Source organism: Chryseobacterium ureilyticum, from assembly GCF_900156735.1.
In the GTDB taxonomy this organism is placed as follows: domain Bacteria; phylum Bacteroidota; class Bacteroidia; order Flavobacteriales; family Weeksellaceae; genus Chryseobacterium; species Chryseobacterium ureilyticum.
Genome location: NZ_FTOL01000012.1, coordinates 1 through 20,960, shown reverse-complemented (window position 1 = coordinate 20,960; position 20,960 = coordinate 1). Strand labels below are relative to the sequence as shown.

General features: G+C 34.5%; 18 protein-coding genes. 17 read left to right on the top strand and 1 reads right to left on the bottom strand.

Annotated features, from left to right (window positions below):
- Nucleotides 1–627 precede the first annotated feature (627 nt).
- From BW983_RS21595 to BW983_RS21540, 12 genes are all read left to right on the top strand, one after another.
- On the top strand, nt 628–957 hold the full coding sequence (locus BW983_RS21595; protein ID WP_002981234.1) for an ArsR/SmtB family transcription factor: 330 nt from the start codon (nt 628–630) through the stop codon (nt 955–957).
- A 118-nt stretch (nt 958–1,075) separates the two neighbouring features.
- Nucleotides 1,076–1,549: a DUF6428 family protein gene (locus BW983_RS21590; RefSeq protein ID WP_002981233.1), complete on the top strand. Its 474-nt coding sequence runs from the start codon at nt 1,076–1,078 to the stop codon at nt 1,547–1,549.
- A gap of 46 nt (nt 1,550–1,595) precedes the next feature.
- A complete protein-coding gene (locus tag BW983_RS21585) occupies nt 1,596–2,369 on the top strand; it encodes a metallophosphoesterase family protein (protein ID WP_076553853.1) in 774 nt (257 codons plus the stop codon).
- A gap of 17 nt (nt 2,370–2,386) precedes the next feature.
- Entirely contained in the window at nt 2,387–2,764 is a 378-nt protein-coding gene (gcvH, locus tag BW983_RS21580; RefSeq protein ID WP_076553852.1) for a glycine cleavage system protein GcvH, read from the top strand.
- A 7-nt stretch (nt 2,765–2,771) separates the two neighbouring features.
- On the top strand, nt 2,772–3,815 hold the full coding sequence (arsB, locus tag BW983_RS21575; protein ID WP_076553851.1) for an ACR3 family arsenite efflux transporter: 1,044 nt from the start codon (nt 2,772–2,774) through the stop codon (nt 3,813–3,815).
- An 84-nt stretch (nt 3,816–3,899) separates the two neighbouring features.
- Nucleotides 3,900–4,469 carry a class I SAM-dependent methyltransferase gene (locus tag BW983_RS21570; RefSeq protein WP_425551480.1) on the top strand — a complete coding sequence of 190 codons (570 nt, stop codon included), beginning with the start codon at nt 3,900–3,902 and terminating at the stop codon, nt 4,467–4,469.
- Between the two features lie 273 nt (nt 4,470–4,742).
- The gene (locus BW983_RS21565) at nt 4,743–5,075 is read left to right on the top strand and encodes a DUF6660 family protein (RefSeq protein ID WP_228409064.1); all 333 of its coding nucleotides are present in this window, start codon (nt 4,743–4,745) and stop codon (nt 5,073–5,075) included.
- A gap of 155 nt (nt 5,076–5,230) precedes the next feature.
- Entirely contained in the window at nt 5,231–9,595 is a 4,365-nt protein-coding gene (locus BW983_RS21560) for a CusA/CzcA family heavy metal efflux RND transporter (RefSeq protein ID WP_072996607.1), read from the top strand.
- Nucleotides 9,596–9,666: 71 nt separating this feature from the next.
- On the top strand, nt 9,667–10,986 hold the full coding sequence (locus BW983_RS21555) for an efflux RND transporter periplasmic adaptor subunit (protein ID WP_072996606.1): 1,320 nt from the start codon (nt 9,667–9,669) through the stop codon (nt 10,984–10,986).
- 60 nt (nt 10,987–11,046) lie between these two features.
- Nucleotides 11,047–11,787, top strand: coding sequence for a methyltransferase family protein (locus tag BW983_RS21550; RefSeq protein ID WP_072996605.1), 741 nt, complete (start codon nt 11,047–11,049; stop codon nt 11,785–11,787).
- Nucleotides 11,788–11,818: 31 nt separating this feature from the next.
- Nucleotides 11,819–12,697, top strand: coding sequence for a bestrophin family protein (locus tag BW983_RS21545; RefSeq protein WP_072996604.1), 879 nt, complete (start codon nt 11,819–11,821; stop codon nt 12,695–12,697).
- 28 nt (nt 12,698–12,725) lie between these two features.
- On the top strand, nt 12,726–13,619 hold the full coding sequence (locus BW983_RS21540) for a cation diffusion facilitator family transporter (RefSeq protein WP_072996603.1): 894 nt from the start codon (nt 12,726–12,728) through the stop codon (nt 13,617–13,619).
- Nucleotides 13,620–13,811: 192 nt separating this feature from the next.
- On the opposite strand, the gene BW983_RS24420 is transcribed toward BW983_RS21540, so the two are convergent.
- Nucleotides 13,812–13,958 (bottom strand): hypothetical protein, encoded by a 147-nt coding sequence (locus BW983_RS24420; protein WP_228409063.1) that lies wholly within the window; start codon nt 13,956–13,958, stop codon nt 13,812–13,814.
- A gap of 436 nt (nt 13,959–14,394) precedes the next feature.
- Here BW983_RS24420 and BW983_RS21535 point away from each other — a divergent pair, with 436 nt between their 5' ends.
- The 5 genes from BW983_RS21535 to BW983_RS21515 all read left to right on the top strand — a co-directional run bounded on the left by BW983_RS21535 (nt 14,395) and on the right by BW983_RS21515 (nt 20,713).
- Entirely contained in the window at nt 14,395–15,756 is a 1,362-nt protein-coding gene (locus BW983_RS21535) for an LTA synthase family protein (protein ID WP_228409062.1), read from the top strand.
- Between the two features lie 5 nt (nt 15,757–15,761).
- The gene (locus BW983_RS21530; RefSeq protein ID WP_084081246.1) at nt 15,762–16,238 is read left to right on the top strand and encodes an MgtC/SapB family protein; all 477 of its coding nucleotides are present in this window, start codon (nt 15,762–15,764) and stop codon (nt 16,236–16,238) included.
- Nucleotides 16,239–16,281: 43 nt separating this feature from the next.
- Nucleotides 16,282–18,321: a heavy metal translocating P-type ATPase gene (locus tag BW983_RS21525; RefSeq protein ID WP_072996601.1), complete on the top strand. Its 2,040-nt coding sequence runs from the start codon at nt 16,282–16,284 to the stop codon at nt 18,319–18,321.
- A gap of 208 nt (nt 18,322–18,529) precedes the next feature.
- A complete protein-coding gene (locus BW983_RS21520; RefSeq protein ID WP_228409061.1) occupies nt 18,530–19,303 on the top strand; it encodes a phosphatase PAP2 family protein in 774 nt (257 codons plus the stop codon).
- A gap of 333 nt (nt 19,304–19,636) precedes the next feature.
- Entirely contained in the window at nt 19,637–20,713 is a 1,077-nt protein-coding gene (locus BW983_RS21515) for an endonuclease (protein ID WP_072996599.1), read from the top strand.
- Nucleotides 20,714–20,960: the final 247 nt, after the last annotated feature.

Sequence of the window (20,960 nt, the reverse complement as noted above, 5' to 3'; positions counted from 1 at the left end):
TACAGTTTTTTTAAAAAGATATTGAAATTTGTCTGTTAAGATTTCAAAAATGTCTTGAAGAAGACAAAACTTAAGTTCGACATCCTAAAAAAGCTGCTAGTCATCTTTTGTTAATAATCTTCATATATTTTTTATTTATATATCTTTCGATTTCCAAGAGAGATCGTAAGATTTGAATTTAGCAAAAAACATCCTAATATTTTTCCTGTAGGGAGTTGTGTGAGGTTAGCGGAGTATTTTTTATTGAAAAAGAAATCCAGCTTAATGATCAGAAAGAAAAACATTTTTTTCCAGAGATATCCTGTATTTATAAGTAAAGTTGTGAGAGATATAGCATCCTTCTTAGTGTCTAATAATTAGAAACAAAAGGAATGAGAGCTTCACATTCATTTATCACTGGATTTATGCGAGAAGATTGTCTTTAAAAGTTGTAAAGAAAAAATTTTAGAAAATTATTAATAATGTGTATGATTTTGTCTCAAAGATGGTAACAAGTTCAAAATATAATTTTATAAAAAATAGAAGTTATATCCTGATACCTTTTTTAAATATAATTTGTAAAAAGCTATTAAATCTTTTTGTATTTCAAATTTAATATCGTAATATTGCGATATTAAATAATTAAGTATGGGGCTTACAAAATCAGATATGTTTTCAGATGAACAAAATAAATTAGCTTCTTTGTTTAAAGTTTTTGGACATCCTGCAAGGGTAGCTATACTTCAATATATTATCAATCAAAAATCCTGCATTTGCAATGATTTGGTGGATAAATTAGGTTTGGCGCAAGCGACAATCTCGCAGCATTTAAAAGAGTTGAAATATATGGGTATTATACAGGGTACAATAGATGGAAAATCAGTTTGTTATTGTATAGAAGAAAAGAAATGGAAAGAGATACAAGAGTATTTCAATCAATTCTTTGAACAGGAAGTAAAAGTAAATCAATGCTGTTAAAGGCATTTTTTTACATTCCTTAATATCGTTATATTGCAATATTATGTATCGATTAAATTTGTATATCAAAAATAGAATTCCAAAGTATAGAAAAATATCATAATAAAATAGAAGATTTATGAAACTATCAGACATCAAAGAAATCTTACCAACATTAGATAATGTTGAATTTCAATTAGAGAACGGAATATTTGTACCAGAACACTTTCACGTTACAGAAGTGGGTGTAATTACAAAGAATTTCATCGATTGTGGTGGAACAATCAGAAATGAAAAAGTGGTCAACTTTCAATTATGGAATGCAGATGATTACGAGCATAGATTAAAGCCGACCAAACTATTAAACATCATCAAGTTATCTGAAGAAAAATTGGGAATGGAAGATGCTGAGATAGAAGTAGAATATCAAAGCGGAACAATTGGCAAGTACGATTTGGAGTTTAACGGGAAAACATTTGTACTAAAAAATAAAACGACTGCGTGTTTGGCTCAGGATGCTTGTGGCATTCCTTCAGAGAAACAAAAGAAAAATTTGACTGAATTATCTGTAAACAATTCAAACGCTTGTACGCCAGGAGGTGGTTGTTGTTAATATCTTAATAAGTAAAACAAAATTCAAAACATAAAAATCAATAAAAATGAAAATTGCATTATTCAGCGACATTCACGCCAATCTACCTGCCTTAGAAGCATTCTTTGAAGATGTAGAAAAAAGAAACCCCGACAGTATTTATTGCTTAGGCGATTTGGTAGGTTATAATATTTGGGCAAATGAAGTTGTAAACGAAATCCGTAAAAGGAAAATACCAACCATTGCAGGAAATTATGATTTTGGCATCGGGCGTATGAGCAACGATTGTGGATGTGCGTACAAAACAGACGGGGAAAAAGATAATGGGAAAATCTCTATTTCATTTACCAACTCTATTATGAAAGATGAAGAAAGAGCCTATTTGCGTACACTTCCTGTACATATCAAAGTAGAATTTCAATTGAATGAAGATAAGCTCAATTTATTATTAGTACACGGAAGTCCAAGAAAAATAAACGAATACTTATTTGAGGATAGGGAAGAAAAAAGTATGCTTAGGATAATGGAACAAGCTGATGCAGACGTTATGTGTTTTGGGCATACACACAAGCCATACCACCGTATTTTAAACTCCGGTATTGACGGACAAAATCATTTTAGACACGCCATAAATATAGGTTCAGTAGGTAAACCAAAAGACAGCGATGTGAGAGGTGGTTATGTAATGCTTACAATCAATGAAGATAGTTCAGTATTGGATAAAGACAGTATCAAAGTAGAATTTATACGCTTTGATTATGATATTGAAAAAGCAGCAAAAGCAATTGAAGAAAGCCCATTACCAAACGAATACGCAGAAAATTTAAGGAGAGGTTATTAATCTAAAAAATCAGAAAAATGGAATTTCCAAACGATTTAAAATATTCAAAAGAACATACGTGGATAAGCGTACAGGATAACATAGGTACAATAGGCATCACAGAATTTGCACAAAGTGAATTGGGCGAAATTGTGTATGCAGACTTATCGAATGTTGGATATAATTTTCAGCAGGATGAAGTATTCGGCTCTGTTGAAGCGGTTAAAACGGTCAGCGATTTATTTATGCCTGTATCGGGTAAAATCATTGAAACGAACGACATACTATTGAAAGTACCTACACTAATCAATGACAACCCTTATAAAGATGGTTGGTTGATAAAAATTGAAATCAAAGACCTTACAGAATTAGAAAACTTATTGACAGCAAACCAATATAAAGAACTTACAAATTAGCAACGCTATGCAACCAAAACTAAAATTTCTTGACCGTTACCTTACCTTATGGATATTCCTTGCAATGGCGGTAGGTATAGGATTGGGACATTTCTTTCCGGGTATCTCAAAAATTACAGATACCCTATCCGCAGGCACTACAAATATTCCGTTGGCAATAGGTTTAATACTGATGATGTACCCGCCATTGGCAAAAGTGGATTATTCATTATTGCCCCAAGCATTTAAGGATAAAAAAGTAATAGGGATATCATTATTGCTCAATTGGGTTATCGGTACAGTATTGATGTTCGGATTAGCGGTTTTGTTTTTACACAATGAACCCGATTATATGACAGGCTTGATACTGATAGGTTTGGCAAGATGTATCGCAATGGTAATCGTATGGAGCGACTTAGCTAAGGCAAGCAGGGAATATACAGCTATGTTAGTTGCATTAAACAGTATCTTTCAGATAATAAGTTACAATTTTTTAGTTTGGCTATTCATCAACGTGTTACCGAGTAAATTAGGATTGACAAATTTCAATGTAAGTGTATCAATGAAAGATGTTACAACAAGCGTATTGATATATTTAGGCATTCCATTCTTAGCAGGTTTTATAAGCCGTTATGCATTAGTAAAATCAAAAGGGATAGAATGGTATAACAGGAAATTTGTACCCAAAATATCGCCCATTACATTATATGCTTTACTGTTTACTATTGTTTTAATGTTCAGCTTGAAAGGCGATAAAATATTAGAGTTACCAATGGATGTAATAAAAGTAGCCATACCACTAATTATCTATTTTATACTAATGTTTTTCGTTAGTTTCTTTATCAATAAAGCCTTAAAAGTTCCTTACGACAAAAACGCATCCATCGCATTTACAGCCACAGGAAACAATTTTGAATTGGCTATAGCAGTAGCAATATCTATTTTCGGTATCCATTCCCCACAAGCATTTGTGGGAGTTATTGGACCGTTGGTAGAAGTTCCCGTCTTGATACTATTGGTAAAGGTAAGTTTGTGGTTAAACGTGAGATATAGTAAAAAAAAAATGAGTTAAATTTGAATAGTACAAAAAATTAAAGAGATATGTCATTATCTGATAGAAAAAATCATTGGGAAAAAAATATACAATACCAAAGCTTTGGAAGAAGTAAGCTGGTATCAGCCTACACCCGAAACGTCATTAGCATTTATTAAAGAATTCAATGTATCAAAAACGGCCAAAATAATTGATATTGGCGGAGGAGATAGTTTTTTTGTTGATCACTTGCTTGACTTGGGTTATCAGGACATTACAGTTTTAGACATATCAGAGACAGCACTTAGTAAAGCTAAGCAACGACTTGGCGAAAAGTCAAACCGTGTAAAATGGATAGTTGAAGATGCCGGTACATTTAAACCCACAGAACAATATGATTTTTGGCACGACAGGGCTGCTTTTCATTTTTTGACAGAGGATAATGAAATTGAAAGCTACATCGATACGGTTAAACAGAACATTAAACCAACAGGAATTTTGGTAATCGGGAGCTTTTCAGAACAAGGTCCGATAAAATGTAGTGGTATTGAAATCAAACAGTATTCTGAAAGTTCATTGGAAAGTCGCTTTAAGGAACATTTAAATAAAATAGAATGCTTTACCGTAGACCACAGAACACCTTTTAATACCAATCAGAACTTTGTGTTTTGCAGTTTTAGAAGAAAAAGATGAGTTGGAATAAAAATATCGATAAAAAAATGAAATGGCAGATCTTATCAAAGTTTCACCATTCATTTTAGTTTGTTGATATAGTAGACAGACAGCTTCACAGTATCATTAGTCAAAAATAAAACAGATGAAAAATCTACATTTGATTGTCGTTTGTTAATAGTTGCGAAATTTAAAAAGTTTATTAATAATAAGTTTTTGTTTTTCAAGAATTTTTATTTTAAAAGTTTTTAGAATATTTAGTTAAACTTTGAAAAATATATTTATATTTGTAAAGTGAGATTAGTTAAGTTCTTTTTAATTATTTATTTCATGGTGCTTGCCGTAGTGCCTTGTAGTGATATCCATGCGCAGTCTCCAAATAATTCTAAAGATTCTTACAGTACTATTAGCAATTCTGAAGATTCTCATTCTAAAGACAAAGGAGATATTTGTTCTCCATTATGTACCTGTAACTGTTGTCAGATAACAGTAGCATCTTCTAAAATAGAGCCTTTAATGCCTTTATCACAAAAGGTAACCGAATATTTCTCAAAAAAAATTCATTTTCAAAAAAATGATTTTGCTCATTTGGTGTATGACCAGATTTGGCAACCCCCTAAAATTTAATTTTTATTGATTTAATGTAAGACGTGTGTCTTTCATCATTTTGTCGTGGAAACTTTGCAATATCATTGCATCGTGTTTCCGCTCATCTTTGTCGTTCATAATTCATCCTTTTTTTTTGATGAAATGAGCTCGACATTCAATAAAATTTAAATCCAATGTTAGATAATATCATAAGATTTAGCATCAAAAATAAAATCATCATAGGCTTGATGACTTTGATGTTAGTCATTTGGGGTGCTTGGAGCGCCACAAAATTACCTATTGATGCCGTACCGGACATCACCAACAATCAGGTACAGATTATTACAGTTTGCCCGACGCTTGCAGGACAGGAAGTGGAGCAACTCGTTACTTTTCCAATCGAGCAAAGTATTGCCAATGTCCCAAATATTGAAGAAACAAGAAGTATTTCAAGGTTTGGGCTATCAGTTATTACCGTTGTTTTCAAAGAAGATGTAGACGTTTATTTTGCCCGTCAGTTAATCAGCGAACAATTAAAAAGAGCTGCCGAAGAAATTCCGAAAGGTGTGGGAACACCTGAAATGGCTCCTGTAAGTACAGGTTTGGGCGAAGTCTATCAATATATTCTTCACCCTAAAAAAGGCAGTGAGAAAAAATACAGCAGTAAGGAGCTAAGAACAATGCAGGACTGGATTGTCCGCAGACAGCTTAACGGAACTCCTGGTGTTGCGGAAATTAACAGCTTTGGAGGAGAGTTGAAACAGTATGAAGTTGCAGTAAATCCAAACCGTCTAAAAGCAATGGGAGTAAGTATTACAGATATATTTACTGCTTTAGAGAAAAACAATCAAAACACCGGAGGTGCTTATATTGATAAAAAGCCGAATGCCTATTTTATTCGTGGAATCGGAATCGTTACTTCGATTGAAGATGTAAAAAATATAGCTGTCAAAAATGAAACGGGTAGTGTTCCGATTTTCATTAAAGATGTAGCCAATGTTGGCTTAGGCCACGCAGTCCGTTATGGAGCTTTGACTTATAATGGCGAAGTAGATGCAGTGGGAGGTGTAATTATGATGCTGAAAGGCGCCAATAGTAATGAAGTCGTTCAAAGAGTTAAAGAAAAAATTCCTACCATTCAGAAATCGCTTCCGGCAGATGTTGTGATTGAGCCATTTTTGGACAGAACAGATCTGGTAGGAAGAGCAATCAGTACTGTAGAAAAAAACCTGATTGAAGGAGCATTGATCGTAATCTTTGTCTTGGTTATTTTCCTTGGAAATTTAAGAGCTGGTTTGATTGTAGCTTCAGCAATTCCCCTTTCATTGCTATTTGCTTTAGGAATGATGAATGTTTTTGGGGTAAGCGCCAACCTGATGAGTTTAGGAGCTATTGATTTTGGTTTGATTGTAGATGGTGCAGTGATTATTGTCGAAGCCACCCTTCATCATCTTGGAATGAGAAAAAGTATGAAGGTAATGACTCAAAATGAAATGGATGAAGAGGTTTTCCTTTCTGCGTCAAAGATTAGAAGCAGTGCTGCATTCGGAGAGATCATTATTTTAATCGTTTATATTCCGATTCTAACTTTAGTGGGTGTTGAAGGTAAAATGTTCACACCAATGGCTAAGACAGTAGGATTTGCAATTCTAGGAGCTTTTATTTTGTCACTGACTTATATTCCTATGATGAGCGCCTTAATCTTGTCAAAAAAGCCATCTCATAAAGAGACTTTCTCAGATAAGATGATGAACAGACTCCAAAAAATCTATCAGCCACTTCTGGAAAAAGCCCTGAAAATTAAATATTGGCTTGTAGGAGTGACAATTGCCATATTTGCCATTGCAGTTTTGATTTTTGGTAGAATGGGAGGAGAATTTATTCCTCAGTTACAAGAAGGAGATTTTGCTTTTCACTGTATTTTACCACAAGGAAGTTCTTTAAGTCAAAGTATAGAAACTTCTATGCAGGCTTCAAGAATTATCAAGCAATTCGATGAGGTAAAAATGGTTGTCGGAAAAACAGGAGCTGCAGAAGTCCCTACTGATCCTATGCCGCCGGAAGCCACGGATATGATTGTCGTACTAAAACCACAGGATGAGTGGAAAACCAAGAAATCTTATGAACAATTAGCCGACGAAATTTCTGAAAAACTGGAGACCATTCCAGGAGTTTTCTTTGAAAAAAACCAGCCAATCCAAATGCGTTTTAATGAACTAATGACCGGTATCAGACAGGACGTTGCGGTGAAGATATTTGGTGAGAATTTAGATTCATTGGCAATTTATGCAGATAAAACAGCAAAAGTTATTCAATCGGTTCAGGGAGCAACTTCCCCACAAATAGAACGTGTTAGTGGACTGCCGCAGATTAATGTAGAATACGACAGAACAAGAATGGCCAATTATGGACTGAATATTCAGGATGTCAACAGTGCTGTAAGTACTGCATTTGCGGGACAGGCAGCAGGACAGGTTTTCGAAAATGAAAGAAGATTCGATCTTGTTGTCCGTTTAGACAGTCTGAACAGAACTAATATCGATGATGTAAATAACCTGATGATCTCCACCAATTCCGGAGTGCAGGTTCCTCTTTCACAGGTGGCAAATGTCAGTTATAAATTAGGTCCCGCACAAATCAGTCGTGAGGCAGGAAAAAGAAGAATTGTTATCGGTTTCAATGTCAAAGGCAGAGATGTTGAAAGCGTTGTGGAAGATATTCAGAAAAAGCTGGATCAACAGGTTAAACTTCCGTCGGGATATTATTTCACCTATGGTGGTCAGTTTGAAAATCTAAAGGCGGCGAGCGCAAGGTTGATGATTGCTGTTCCTGTGTCGTTGCTACTGATCTTTATGCTTTTATATTTTACATTTCACTCTTTTAAACAGGCTGCGCTAATTTTTACAGCCATTCCAATGAGTGCTATTGGTGGTGTTTTCGCTTTAATATTAAGAGATATGCCATTCAGTATCAGTGCAGGAATTGGATTTATTGCTTTATTTGGAGTTGCGGTTTTGAACGGAATTGTTTTGATAGGCACTTTCAACCAACTGGAAAAAGAAGGCGAAACCGATATTCTAAAGCGCGTATTGGTAGGTACCAAAACGAGGTTGAGACCCGTTTTGATGACAGCGACGGTGGCTTCATTAGGATTTTTGCCAATGGCAATTTCTACGGGAGCAGGAGCAGAAGTTCAGAAACCACTGGCAACAGTTGTTATTGGAGGTTTGGTAACAGCTACATTCCTGACATTATTTGTATTGCCTATGCTTTATATTATTTTTAATACAAAAATCAACATAAAGAAAATAGGTAATAAATCAGTTGCAACACTTGTGATATTAGGATTCTTATTTTTAGGTCAGACTTTTAAAGCACAGCAGGGTAATCCGTTGAGTCTTGAGGAGGCTACCAAGATGGCGCTAACCAACAATAACCTGATGAAGTCAAAAGATCTGGATATTAAGGCCACGGAAGCATTATTGCCTACCGCCAAAGAACTTCCTAAAATGAATGCAGATATGCAATTGGGACAGTATAACTCGAAAAAGTTTGATCAAATGTTTTCCATTTCTCAGACAATTCCATTTCCCAGCTTATTTAAAGCCAAAAAAGACCTTATTAACGAGCAGGTGAAAGGTAAACAAATAAGTAAAGAGGTGTCTGCAAATGAACTCGCTAAACAGGTTAGAACATATTATTATCAGATTGAGTACTTGCAGTACAATCAGACAAAACTTCAAAACCTGGACAGCTTATATACCGATTTTATTAGAATTGCAACAGTTAGGTTTAAAGCGGGAGATGTTAAAAAAATTGAAATTAATACCGCTGAAACGCAGAAAGGAGAAATTAATCTGTTACTCAAACAAAATTGGGTGTATTTGATTAATGCTTACAAAAACCTAAAGGCACTTTTAAATACTTCTGAGGATTTTACCATATTATATGATGAGAATTATCATCCTCTGAAAGCGGATTATGTTCTGGACAGTACTGTTGTTGCAAGACATCCTACGGTAAGGGCTTTTTATCAGGATATGGAGATTGCTGAGAAAAACAAAAAGGTTGAAAAGTCCCTAGGTTTACCGGATTTCACAATAGGTTATACAAATCAGTCACTGATTGGTTTTCAGACTGTAAATGGAATGGATCAATATTTTAACGGTGGAAACAGATTTCATTCTGCAACAATTGGAGTTTCTATTCCATTAACTTTTGGTGCAACCAAGGCGAGAATTCGTTCACTGGATTATCAAAAGCAAATGGCGGAGTCCAATGCGAAGTTTCAGCAAAAACAATTGGAAGCACAGCTTGAAAATGCTTTGAACCAATATCAGCAAAATATAAAACAGTATGATTACTATGTCAATCAGGCTATTCCAAATGCTGAGAAGATTACAAAAGCAGGGCAGTTGGGATATAAAACAGGGGAAATATCATATGTGGAATATCTTTTTGCTTTGCAGACTTCTACCAATATTCAGTTGAAATATCTGCAATCCATTCAGCAGGTCAATGAATCTGTCATTATCATTAATTCAATAATCAATCAATAAAATGAAATGCCTGTAATGCTATTAATTAATCAGTATTACAGGTACTTCATCTGACAAATAAATTTATAAAGATGAAAATCAAATATAGTATTGTATCTCTAGCTTTAATTTCACTTTTTGCTGTTAGTTGCGGAAAGAAAGATACAGCGGAAGCAACAACAGAAAAACCCAAAACAGAACAAGCTGAAGAGGGTGCTCACGAAGAAGGACCGAAAACTATTGCTGAACTTACAGAAGAACAAATGAAATCTGTAGGAGTCTTACTGGGACAAGTTGAAATGAAAGACCTAACGTCAACCATAAAAGCCAACGGATTGTTGAGGGTTCCTAATGATAAAAAAGCTACAGTGACCTCTTTATATGGAGGTGTTATTAAGACCATTAATTTTCAGATTGGTGATTATGTAAGAAAAGGGCAGGTGTTGGCAAGCATCAGTAATCCAGAATACATTCAGCTGCAGGAGCAATATTTAACCGTAAACAGTCGAATATCTTTTGCAGAGCAGGAATTCAGAAGGCAGAAAGAGCTATTTGACAATGATGCAGGAGCCAAAAAGAATCTACAGAGTTCTGATGCCGAACTGAAGAGTCTGAGAACACAAAGAGCATCTTTACAGAGACAACTTCAGCTGATGGGCATAAGCCCAGGAAGAGTCAACAATGGAAATCTCCGTTCAGGATTGGTTATTACTGCTCCTATCAGTGGTGTAATTAGTAATATCAATGCACAAATAGGAAGTTATGTAGATGTTTCATCACCGGTTTTGGAAATGATAGATAACAGTTCAATTCACTTGGATCTTCAGGTATTTGAAAGAGACTTACCTAAAATGAAAGTAGGTCAGAAAGTACAGTTTAAATTAACCAATAATCCTGAAATATTTTATAATGCAACGGTTTACAGTATCGGTTCTTCTTTTGAAAATGAAAGCAAGACCATTTCTGTTCATGCCAATGTTACAGGAAATAAAGTGGGGTTGATCGACGGAATGAATATCACAGGTGTAATTAATCTTGAGAGTGCGACAACGCCTGCAGTTCCCGATGAGGCAATTGTAGAGGCTGACGGTAAGTTCTATGTATTTGTACAGACAGACAAAAAAGCTGAGGAGCATGAAGCTCTAGAGAAGGCAGATGATGATCATGGACATGGACATGATGAAGGAGAAGCTGAACACGGTCACAAAAATGAACAGGAAGCTGGTAATCATGCAAAGGAGCAGGGAAAGAAAATGAATTTTGAGAAAGTGGAAGTAGCCAAAGGCTCATCTGAAATGGGATATACTGCTATTACTCCTGTCGTTGAAATACCAAAAGATTCAAAAATTGTAGTGAAAGGAGCTTTTTTCGTGAATGCTAAATTATCAAATGCCGGAGATCACGGACATTAGTAAACTAAAAGAGTGAAATTAACCTTAAGGTGTTTCACTCTTATTTAAAATTTAATGATTATGGCCTTAAAACAAGAACTTGAAAAACAAGGTAACTGGCTATTCAGATACAGAAGTTTTTTACCGCTCATCATTCTTTTCATTGGTTTAGCAGTTTTTATTGAGACCAATTGGAACAGAAGTATCTCTGAATGTAATGTTTATTATGAATTGTTTTGCCTCCTTATAAGTATTTTCGGATTAAGCATAAGGATTTACACAGTTGGCTTTACTCCAAAAAATACATCAGGCAGAAACACAAAAGCGGGTCAGGTAGCTGATGAATTAAATACGACAGGAATTTACAGTATTGTCAGAAATCCACTGTATCTCGGAAATTTCTTTATGTGGCTTGGTTTAGCTCTGTTGACTGAAAGCATATGGTTTATAGTTTCATTCGTCCTTTTTTATTGGATCTATTATGAAAGAATCATATTTGCTGAGGAGCAATTTCTTGAAAGAAAATTTGGGGATTATTATATCAGGTGGACTGAAAGAGTACCTCCGTTTATACCTAATTTTTCATTGTTCAAAAGTAATCAGCTGAGGTTCAGTATCAGAAAAGTTTTGCTTAAAGAAAAAAACGGACTTTTTGCCATCTTTCTGATTTTTACTGTATTTGATATTTCGGCAGAAGTTATGAATAACCATCTTCATTTCAATAATGTTTTTATTATAGGTTGCATAGTGACTATGCTGTTATATGTTGTTTTGAAAATAATAAAAAGAAATAAAGGGTTCTCCCTAGAAATTAACAAGTAGAAAAAATATAAATATCAAATACAAAAAAGCGATGTTACTCAACAAAAGAATTTCGATAGGATATTTTGTCCGTCAGATTAAGTACCAGATCATATTGATTGTATTTTTTGCTTTTTTTATAGGTTTTTTGGATGATATATCTCTATTTAAAAAAATATCTATTCCATTAAGTATCCCCGCATTGCTGGGAACGGCAGTGTCATTACTTCTGGCATTCAGAACAGCACAGTCATATGAAAGATGGTGGGAGGCAAGAACCGTATGGGGCGCTATCGTCAATGATTCAAGATCTTTTATAAGATTAGTAAGACAGTTTGTTCCTGAACTACCCGAGGAGAGCAGGCTAGTTGCAGAAAGACAGATTGTGTGGGTGTATGCCTTGGGTGAAGCATTGAGAAAACAGGTATTTTCAGATAAAGTGAAGAATTATCTGCAGTCCCATAACATTACAGGAACAAATATTCCTAATGCAATTTTGGATAAGCATTCCGAACAGATTAGAAAAATTGCTGCGGAAGGTCATATTTCTGATTTTAAAGAAGTTCAGTTAAATGAGGTTCTTATGAGATTATGCGACAGCATGGGAAAATGCGAGCGATTGAAAAATACAGTATTTCCAAGAGCTTACAGTATCCTGCTGCATACATTGATTTATGTTTTTGCTTTTTTATTGCCTTTTGGTTTGGAAGATTCTCAGTTGACTGTCGAAATAGTCACTACTATTATTGTCCCTATTATATTTATTACGATAGAGAAAACAGCTATTATCATGCAGGATCCTTTTGAGAATACTCCTGTTGATACACCAATGACAGCTTTGGCTCAGACGATTGAAATCAACCTACTTCAAATGATTGGTGAGAAAAATATTCCCGCTAAAAAAGAGAATGATTCCTATTTTGAAATGTAGTTTGGATATAAGATAACATCTAGAAATTATGAATAACGATAATAAAAATCTTTCAGCCTCATCAAAGCACAAAAAAAATCTATTGATTGTACTGTGCTTAAGTGGCACATATATGATTGCAGAGGTAATAGGAGGTATTACAACAAAGAGTCTCGCGTTGTTAGCTGACGCAGCACACATGTTGACAGATGTGGTAGGGCTATTTTTAGCATTCGTTGCTATCAAGATAGGTGAAAGAAAAGCAACTTCTCAGAAAACTTTTGGTTACTATAGAACAGAAATATTGGCTGCCGTTATTAATGCGGTTGTTTTATTAGGTATTTCTATATATGTTTTGTTTGAAGCATATCAGAGATTTAATAATCCTCCAGAGGTACAAAGTACTCCTATGTTGATTGTAGCTGGGATTGGTTTAGTGGTAAATATCATAGGGATCATAATTATCCGTAAAGATTCTTCCGAGAGTCTAAATATGAAGGGCGCTTATTTTGAAGTTCTTTCCGATGGATTAACATCGATAGGAGTAATGATTGCAGGAATAATAATGTTAACAACAGGTTGGTATTATGCTGATCCATTAATTTCTGCTGCAATAGGTCTTTTAATATTTCCAAGGACTTGGAAACTGTTGAAGGAGGCTATAAATGTTCTCTTAGAAGGTACACCAAATGATGTTAACATAGAAGATTTACGGAAATCCCTTGAATCCATAAATGGAGTCAAAAAAATACATGACCTGCATGTTTGGTCTCTTACTTCAGGATTTAATGCAATGAGCTCACATGTCATTGCTGAGCGTAGTGAGGATATGAATATTCTACTAAAAACACTTACAGAAAAAGCTACTACTGATTTTAAAATTTCACATACTACTTTTCAAATTGAAACAGAAGGACACAAAGAAGGCGAAGCACATCTTTAAAGATTTACAATATTAATAATCAAAAATATTGGAATATGGAAAACAGATTTGATGTCATAATTATTGGCTCTGGCCCACGTATTATCAATCACTTCAGGAAGCTTCCTTGGCGGTTCATGGGATCGCTATCCACATTTAACTTTAAAATAAATCTATTCTCGGTATGAAACCTAAAAGTCTTTTTAAGAGCAGCTATGCATTGCTTACCAGATTTTTTCTATTATTTATCATAATGTCTTTTTTACTAAGGCTGGGATTTGTATTGTCCTCATTTCCTAAGGCTGAGTTTTCTGCAGTAGCTTTTATTAGAGTATTTTTATTAGGACTTATATATGACATAGGGGTAGGTTTGTTTTTCATATTTCCATATAGCCTTTATTTGTTGATTTTGCCCCAACGATTGGTAGATTCTAGATTAAATAAAATCATTACCTACTTTTCTTTTTCTCTTGTTGTATTGATTCTGTTTTTTTCCTTTTTTGCTGAAATAACTTTTTGGCAGGAATTTGAAAGCCGGTTTAATTTTATCGCTGTAGACTATCTTATTTACACTTACGAAGTAATTAATAATATCAATGAGTCTTATCCCCTGCCAATATTAATTGCAGTGATGATAATTCTCACATTTTTTGTAATTTTTTTCTGTATCCGAAAAAAATATTTTTTTGATACTTTCAAAGGCACTACCAGATTTTTGTCAAGGCTGAAAATAACGGTTGGAATTTTTGTAGCAACTCTTGTTTATGCTTTCTTAGTCGAAAACAATTTTGCGGATTTGAGTACCAACCGCTATCAAAATGAATTGTCAAAATCAGGAATCTATTCATTCTTTTCTGCTTATAATAATAATGAAATTAATTACGATCATTTTTATCAACTTATGGATAATAAGGATGCTTTTAAGATTATTAAAAATGATTTGAAAGACAGCAGTTCTATATTTCTGCAGAACAGTTTCTCAATCGAAAGAAAAATTAAACCCACCACAGCAACTGTACAAAGACCTAATGTAATTATGATTACAATGGAAAGTTTCAGTGCAGATTTCATGAAAACTTTTGGAAATAATCAGGGTATAACTCCGGTATTGGATTCGCTTGCAAAAGAAAGTGTTTTATTTACAAATATGTATGCTACAGGTACGAGAACGGTTCGAGGAATGGAAGCTCTTTCTCTTGCAATACCCCCTACACCAGGTAATAGTATCGTCAGACGAAAAAATAATGACCAGCTGACAACAATAGGATCAATTTTCAGTCAGCAGGGTTATGATACAAGTTTTTTTTATGGAGGGGACGGATATTTTGATAATATGAACAAGTATTTTGGGAATAACGGATATAACATTATTGATAGAAACAGAAATGCATTTGCAAAGGAAAACTATCTTGCGCCAAGAACTTCAATCGATGATAGAAATATTACTTTCGAAAACGCATGGGGTATATGTGACGAGGATCTTTACAATGAGGTAATCAGAAAATCAGATCAGCAATATAAAAGTGGCAAACCCTTCTACGACTTTGTTATGACTACGTCAAATCACCGACCGTTCACCTATCCGGATGGAAAAATTGATATTCCCTCTGGTTCAGGAAGAGAAGGAGCAGTTAAATATACAGATTATGCAATAGGAGCATTTCTGAAAAAGATAAAAAATAAGCCATGGTATAAAAATACTGTTATTGTTATTGTTGCAGACCACTGTGCCAGCAGCGCTGGGAAAAATGAAATTGATATATCAAAATACCATATTCCCGCGATGATTGTAAATCTTCAAGACAAGCAGTCTTTGAAAATCGATAAAATGTGTTCTCAAATTGATTTGTATCCTACTTTATTTAACTTTTTAGGATGGAAATATACAAGCAATCTGTATGGAAAAAATGTACTTAGCGACAACTATATTCCCAGAATATTTGTTGGGACTTACCAAAAACTTGCCTATATGGAGAATGATGATCTCGTCATCCTTTCACCCCAACAAAAAGTTGAGACTTTTAAATATATACAAGGAAAAAACGATCAGATTGCTGTATTACCTAAGCCGGAAATAGTAAGAAGGGCAATTGCGAATTATCAAACAGCCTATTACCTTTATAAAAATAATGGTTTGAAGCAGAATCAAAAAAAATAATTGATATGAATATGGATCTCCGCTTTGAGTTAATTATTGCAGCTAAACTCTTTTTGTCAATAGTATTAGGTTGTATTATAGGTTTTGAGAGGGAAACATCCCATAAAGATGCGGGAATCAGAACTTTTGGTGCAATTACCTTGGCTTCGTGTCTGTTTGTTGCAATTGCATCTCACCTTACAGATGATAAATCTGCTATTGCACGAATGCTCGCTGCGATAGCAACGGGACTCGGCTTTATCGGCGCAGGTTTGAGCTTTAAGGATAAAGGCAACGGTCTTATGGGGCTAACAACGTCATCTGCCTTATGGGCTACGGCTGCAGTCGGCTCTGCAGTTGCTCTCAATATGTATGTACTGGCCATATTTTCTACCGTTTTAATTTACATATTATTATCTCTTAATAAATTCACATGGTTTAGAAAGATAATAAAAAGTAATATTTCAAACAAAAGTAATCATGATGAAGGAAACAACGTTTAGCTTACTTTAAGATTTAAAAATGTAAACATTTAATCAAAATATTATGGAACACATTCACAAGTATGACGCAGAGGGCAAACAGCTCTGCTGCTCTGCACAAGAGGAAAAGATTGATAAAAAGGCTGATAATCTCCTGAAAAAATCGAAACATACAGCGAACGACGGGCATGATCATGATCATAGCGATGAAGACGGACACGACCACGGAAGCACGGATAAAACTATTTTTCAAATGTTTTTACCATCAGTAATATCACTTGTGCTTCTATTAACGGGAATTGTATTTGATAATTACGTTAAAATTGAATGGTTTGATGGATGGATTAGGACAATATGGTATGTGGCTGCTTATGCTCCTGTTGGCCTTCCTGTTATAAAAGAAGCTATTGAAAGTATCGTAAAAGGTGATGTTTTTTCGGAATTTTTACTGATGACCATTGCTACTGTCGGCGCATTTGTTATCGCAGAATATCCTGAAGGTGTTGCTGTAATGTTGTTCTATGCTGTAGGAGAGACCTTTCAAACTCTCGCAGTTACAAGGGCTAAGAGTAATATTAAAGCTTTACTTGACCAGCGACCAGATGAGGTTACAATTTTGGAGAATAATATTCCTAAAACTATAAAAGCTGCACAAGCTAAAATAGGAGAGATTATTCAATTGAAACCTGGTGAAAAATTAGCGTTGGACGGTGAATTGCTAAGTGATTCGGCATCCTTCAACACCGCTGCTTTAACAGGCGAAAGTAAACCAGATACGAAAAGCAAAGGGGAGTCAGTTTTAGCAGGAATGATCAATCTGACGAGCGTCGCACAAGTAAAGATCACTACTGCTTACGAAGACAGTAAATTAAGTAAGATTTTGGAATTGGTACAGAATGCCACATCACAAAAAGCCCCTACAGAACTTTTTATCAGAAAATTTGCTCGTATATATACACCTATAGTCGTCTTATTGGCAATTTTAATCTGCGTTGTACCATATTTCATTGTTGATGATTATGTATTTAGAGATTGGTTGTATCGTGCGCTGGTATTTTTAGTGATCTCATGCCCTTGTGCATTGGTAATATCGATTCCTTTAGGATATTTCGGAGGGATTGGTGCCGCAAGCAGAAATGGGATTTTATTTAAAGGAAGTAATTTTCTCGATAAAATTGCTGAGATACAAAACGTTGTAATGGACAAAACCGGAACAATGACTGAAGGTGTTTTTAAAGTTCAGGAAGTTAAAATTGAACCAGGTTTTGACCAGGATGAAATTCTTAAACTTGTAAATACGCTGGAGAGTAAGTCAACGCATCCTGTCGCAACCGCTATTCATGAGTATGTTGGAGAAATTGATAATTCTATCAATCTTGATAATACTGAAGAAATTGCAGGTCACGGTCTTAAAGCGACTGTGAACGGAAAAGATTTGCTGGTGGGTAATTTTAAGCTAATGGATAAATTCAATATTAAATATGATATTGACCCTTCCACAATTATTTATACTATCATCGCAATAGCATATGAAGGAAAATTTGCTGGCCTTATTACTATTGCAGACAGTATAAAAGAAGATGCAGGGATTACAATCAAAAAACTTCATAATCTTAATGTTAAGGTGACTATGCTCAGTGGGGATAAAAGTAGTGTGGTTAAATATGTTGCGGACGAGATAGGAATTGATAATGCTTTTGGTGATTTACTTCCAGAAGACAAAGTCAATAAAGTTAAAGAGATTAAAGCAAGAAAAGAGAGCGTCGCATTTGTTGGTGACGGGGTAAATGATGCACCAGTGGTTGCATTGAGTGACGTAGGAATTGCTATGGGTGGATTAGGAAGTGATGCGACTATTGAAACAGCCGATGTCGTAATTCAGGATGATAAACCTTCAAAAATTCCCATGGCAATCAATATCGGTAAAAAAACAAAAAAGATTGTTTGGCAGAATATCATCCTAGCATTTGTAGTGAAAGCAATTGTGCTTATTCTTGGAGCTGGTGGTTTAGCAACCATGTGGGAAGCTGTTTTTGCTGATGTAGGAGTTTCACTTATTGCTATTCTGAATGCCGTAAGAATTCAGAAAATGAAATTTGAATAATTACTTTTCAGATTTTTTTAAACATTGCAATTCAATAAATAAAATGAAGTTTTTAAAGCAACCTCCAATATCTAACTAATCTTTAAATCAATATAATTCTATTGTTTTTATTCCGGTTTTATATCGGAACATCAATAACTATGTTCGAAAATAACCACTGAATTAAATCAAAATGCATATTCCCATGACAAATTTTTTCAAAAAATATATGCTCATAATATTGATGCAGATTTGTTGTTTAGCCTCAGCACAAGACAGTCTGAAGTTAAATACTCTAGATTACTATGATTCTTTAGAAGTATCTGATCTGAAACATCATCAATTAAGTTACAAGAAATTAATTATCCCGGCAAGCTTGATTACAGTCGGTGCCATCAGTTTTGTTGTTCCTGAGATGAAAGAAATAGATCGTGATGTTAGGGGAGAAGTGAATGAACATAATTTGTCCAATTCAAAGCTGGATAATTATACACAGTACGTCCCTGCTGCAATGGTGTATGCCTTGAATATAGCAGGAATGAAGGGTAAACATAATTTTAAAGAAAGAACAATTATTTTTGCAACCAGCCAGGCTTTGACAGCGGCTATTGTACTTCCAAGTAAGAAATTAATCGGAGAAGAACGACCTGATAAATCCAATAATATGTCGTTTCCTTCGGGACATGCTGCTGTTGCCTTTTCGACTGCCCACTTTTTATTCCGTGAATATAAGGACACCAATTACTGGCTTGGAATATCGGGATATTCATTTGCGGTTTTTACAAGTGTATACCGGGTAATTAATAACAAACATTGGGTAACTGATGTATTTGCAGGCGCTGGAGTTGGGATATTGTCAACAGAAATAGCTTATTGGTTATATCCCAAAATCAATTCTTTGTTTAACATCAGCAAGGGTAAGTCTGCTTCTATGATTTCGCCATTTTATCAAAAATTTGATAAAACGAATATAATGGGGCTAAACTATCAATTGTCCTTTTAAAAGTAATGTAATGAGTTTTAAAAGGACATTAAAAAGAAAAGCAATACGTAATAGTAAACATAGGGTTTCATCCAAGGATATCTTTTATCTAATCTGTTGTGCCCTTTTTTTTCTTTTGCTAATAATACATCAGACTTATAAATTTAGTATTAAGTATACAAAAATTCATCCCAGACCATCTAACCATCAAACACACTCTAAATAATTAAAATACAATGTATCATTTTCTGAATAAAAATTAAGTATTCTCCAAACAATATTCTCCAAACAATATTTTCCAAACAAAAATTCATTCAAACAACTTTTATAAACCTTTTATTTTTTAACATTAGCATGAAAAAATTATTACTAAATCTTTTGACGGGCTTTGTATTTTGTACAATCTCTGCACAAGCACCAACGAATTATTATGACGGAACAGCAGGTCTTTCTGGAGCAACCCTAAAATCAAAACTTAAAACAATAATTACCAATGGGCACCAAGACAAAGGGTATGCAGGATTATTAAATGCATTTCAAACTACAGACCGAGATTATTTTTATGAAAACGACGGAACTGTAATGGATATGTATTCAGAAAATCCACTTGGATCAGATCCATACAACTATAACCACGGTTCTAACCAGTGTGGTAATTACAGCAGTGAAGGCGATTGTTATAATAGGGAGCATGTAGTACCACAAAGCTTATTTAACCAAAACTTACCAATGAGATCAGATGTCCATTTTGTGACACCAACTGATGGCAAGGTAAACGGAATGCGATCAAATTACCCATTTGGAAAAGTAGGAACGGTTTCCTTTACTTCATTAAATGGTTCAAAATTAGGAAGTTCGGCTTCCGCGGGCTACGCAGGTACTGTTTTTGAACCAATAGATGAATTTAAGGGAGATATTGCAAGAATGATTTTATATTTTGTAACAAGATATGAAACACAACTTTCTGGTTTCAGCAGTGGAAACATTTTAGGCTCTTCGGCATTTCCAGGTCTTCAAACTTGGGAACTCAAACAATTACTTGCGTGGAATGATGGAGATCCAGTCTCAGCTTTTGAAATAGCACGAAATAATGCAGCTTTCACATATCAGGGAAATAGGAATCCATATATAGACCGCCCTGAATTTGTTGCGCTGATTTGGGGAGCTTTTATGGCTGTAGATGATGTTTCAATATCTAAAAATCTAACCATTGTGCCAAATCCAGTTAGAGGAAATGTTTTAAGAGTAACTGGCGAAAAAGATTTGAAAAAATTTAAAATTGCATTAATTATTAATTCTGCTGGACAAAATGTTCAAACAATTGAAAAACCATTCGAGAATGGGAATACAGTTAATTTGAAAAGTCTACCAAAAGGAGTTTATTTTCTTAAATTAGATAATAGCAATACAAAATTTATTATAGAAGATTAAAAAAGCAAAAGGAAGTGACCTAAAAGTCAGATACACCTTCTGAGAATCAAATATTCATATACTCCTCCTGTATTGGGGTAAGAATAGAACCAGCAAAAATTGAGGCTGTCCAAACTTTTCGGACAGCCTCTTTGCTTTTTTAATCTAGTAATTAGTCATTCCTTAAAAAGCTAATTTTTCATTTTGAAAATTATACTTGCCTAAGAAGATTTTGAGAACAACTTCGAGCCAAAAAAGAATTTGTTGT

Coding starts and splice junctions, on each gene's coding strand:
- BW983_RS21595 (WP_002981234.1), top strand. CDS start 628: ATGGGGCTTACAAAATCAGATATGTTTTCAGATGAACAAAATAAATTA.
- BW983_RS21590 (WP_002981233.1), top strand. CDS start 1,076: ATGAAACTATCAGACATCAAAGAAATCTTACCAACATTAGATAATGTT.
- BW983_RS21585 (WP_076553853.1), top strand. CDS start 1,596: ATGAAAATTGCATTATTCAGCGACATTCACGCCAATCTACCTGCCTTA.
- gcvH (WP_076553852.1), top strand. CDS start 2,387: ATGGAATTTCCAAACGATTTAAAATATTCAAAAGAACATACGTGGATA.
- arsB (WP_076553851.1), top strand. CDS start 2,772: ATGCAACCAAAACTAAAATTTCTTGACCGTTACCTTACCTTATGGATA.
- BW983_RS21560 (WP_072996607.1), top strand. CDS start 5,231: ATGTTAGATAATATCATAAGATTTAGCATCAAAAATAAAATCATCATA.
- BW983_RS21555 (WP_072996606.1), top strand. CDS start 9,667: ATGAAAATCAAATATAGTATTGTATCTCTAGCTTTAATTTCACTTTTT.
- BW983_RS21550 (WP_072996605.1), top strand. CDS start 11,047: ATGGCCTTAAAACAAGAACTTGAAAAACAAGGTAACTGGCTATTCAGA.
- BW983_RS21545 (WP_072996604.1), top strand. CDS start 11,819: ATGTTACTCAACAAAAGAATTTCGATAGGATATTTTGTCCGTCAGATT.
- BW983_RS21540 (WP_072996603.1), top strand. CDS start 12,726: ATGAATAACGATAATAAAAATCTTTCAGCCTCATCAAAGCACAAAAAA.
- BW983_RS24420 (WP_228409063.1), bottom strand. CDS start 13,958: ATGTCATATATAAGTCCTAATAAAAATACTCTAATAAAAGCTACTGCA.
- BW983_RS21530 (WP_084081246.1), top strand. CDS start 15,762: ATGAATATGGATCTCCGCTTTGAGTTAATTATTGCAGCTAAACTCTTT.
- BW983_RS21525 (WP_072996601.1), top strand. CDS start 16,282: ATGGAACACATTCACAAGTATGACGCAGAGGGCAAACAGCTCTGCTGC.
- BW983_RS21520 (WP_228409061.1), top strand. CDS start 18,530: ATGCTCATAATATTGATGCAGATTTGTTGTTTAGCCTCAGCACAAGAC.
- BW983_RS21515 (WP_072996599.1), top strand. CDS start 19,637: ATGAAAAAATTATTACTAAATCTTTTGACGGGCTTTGTATTTTGTACA.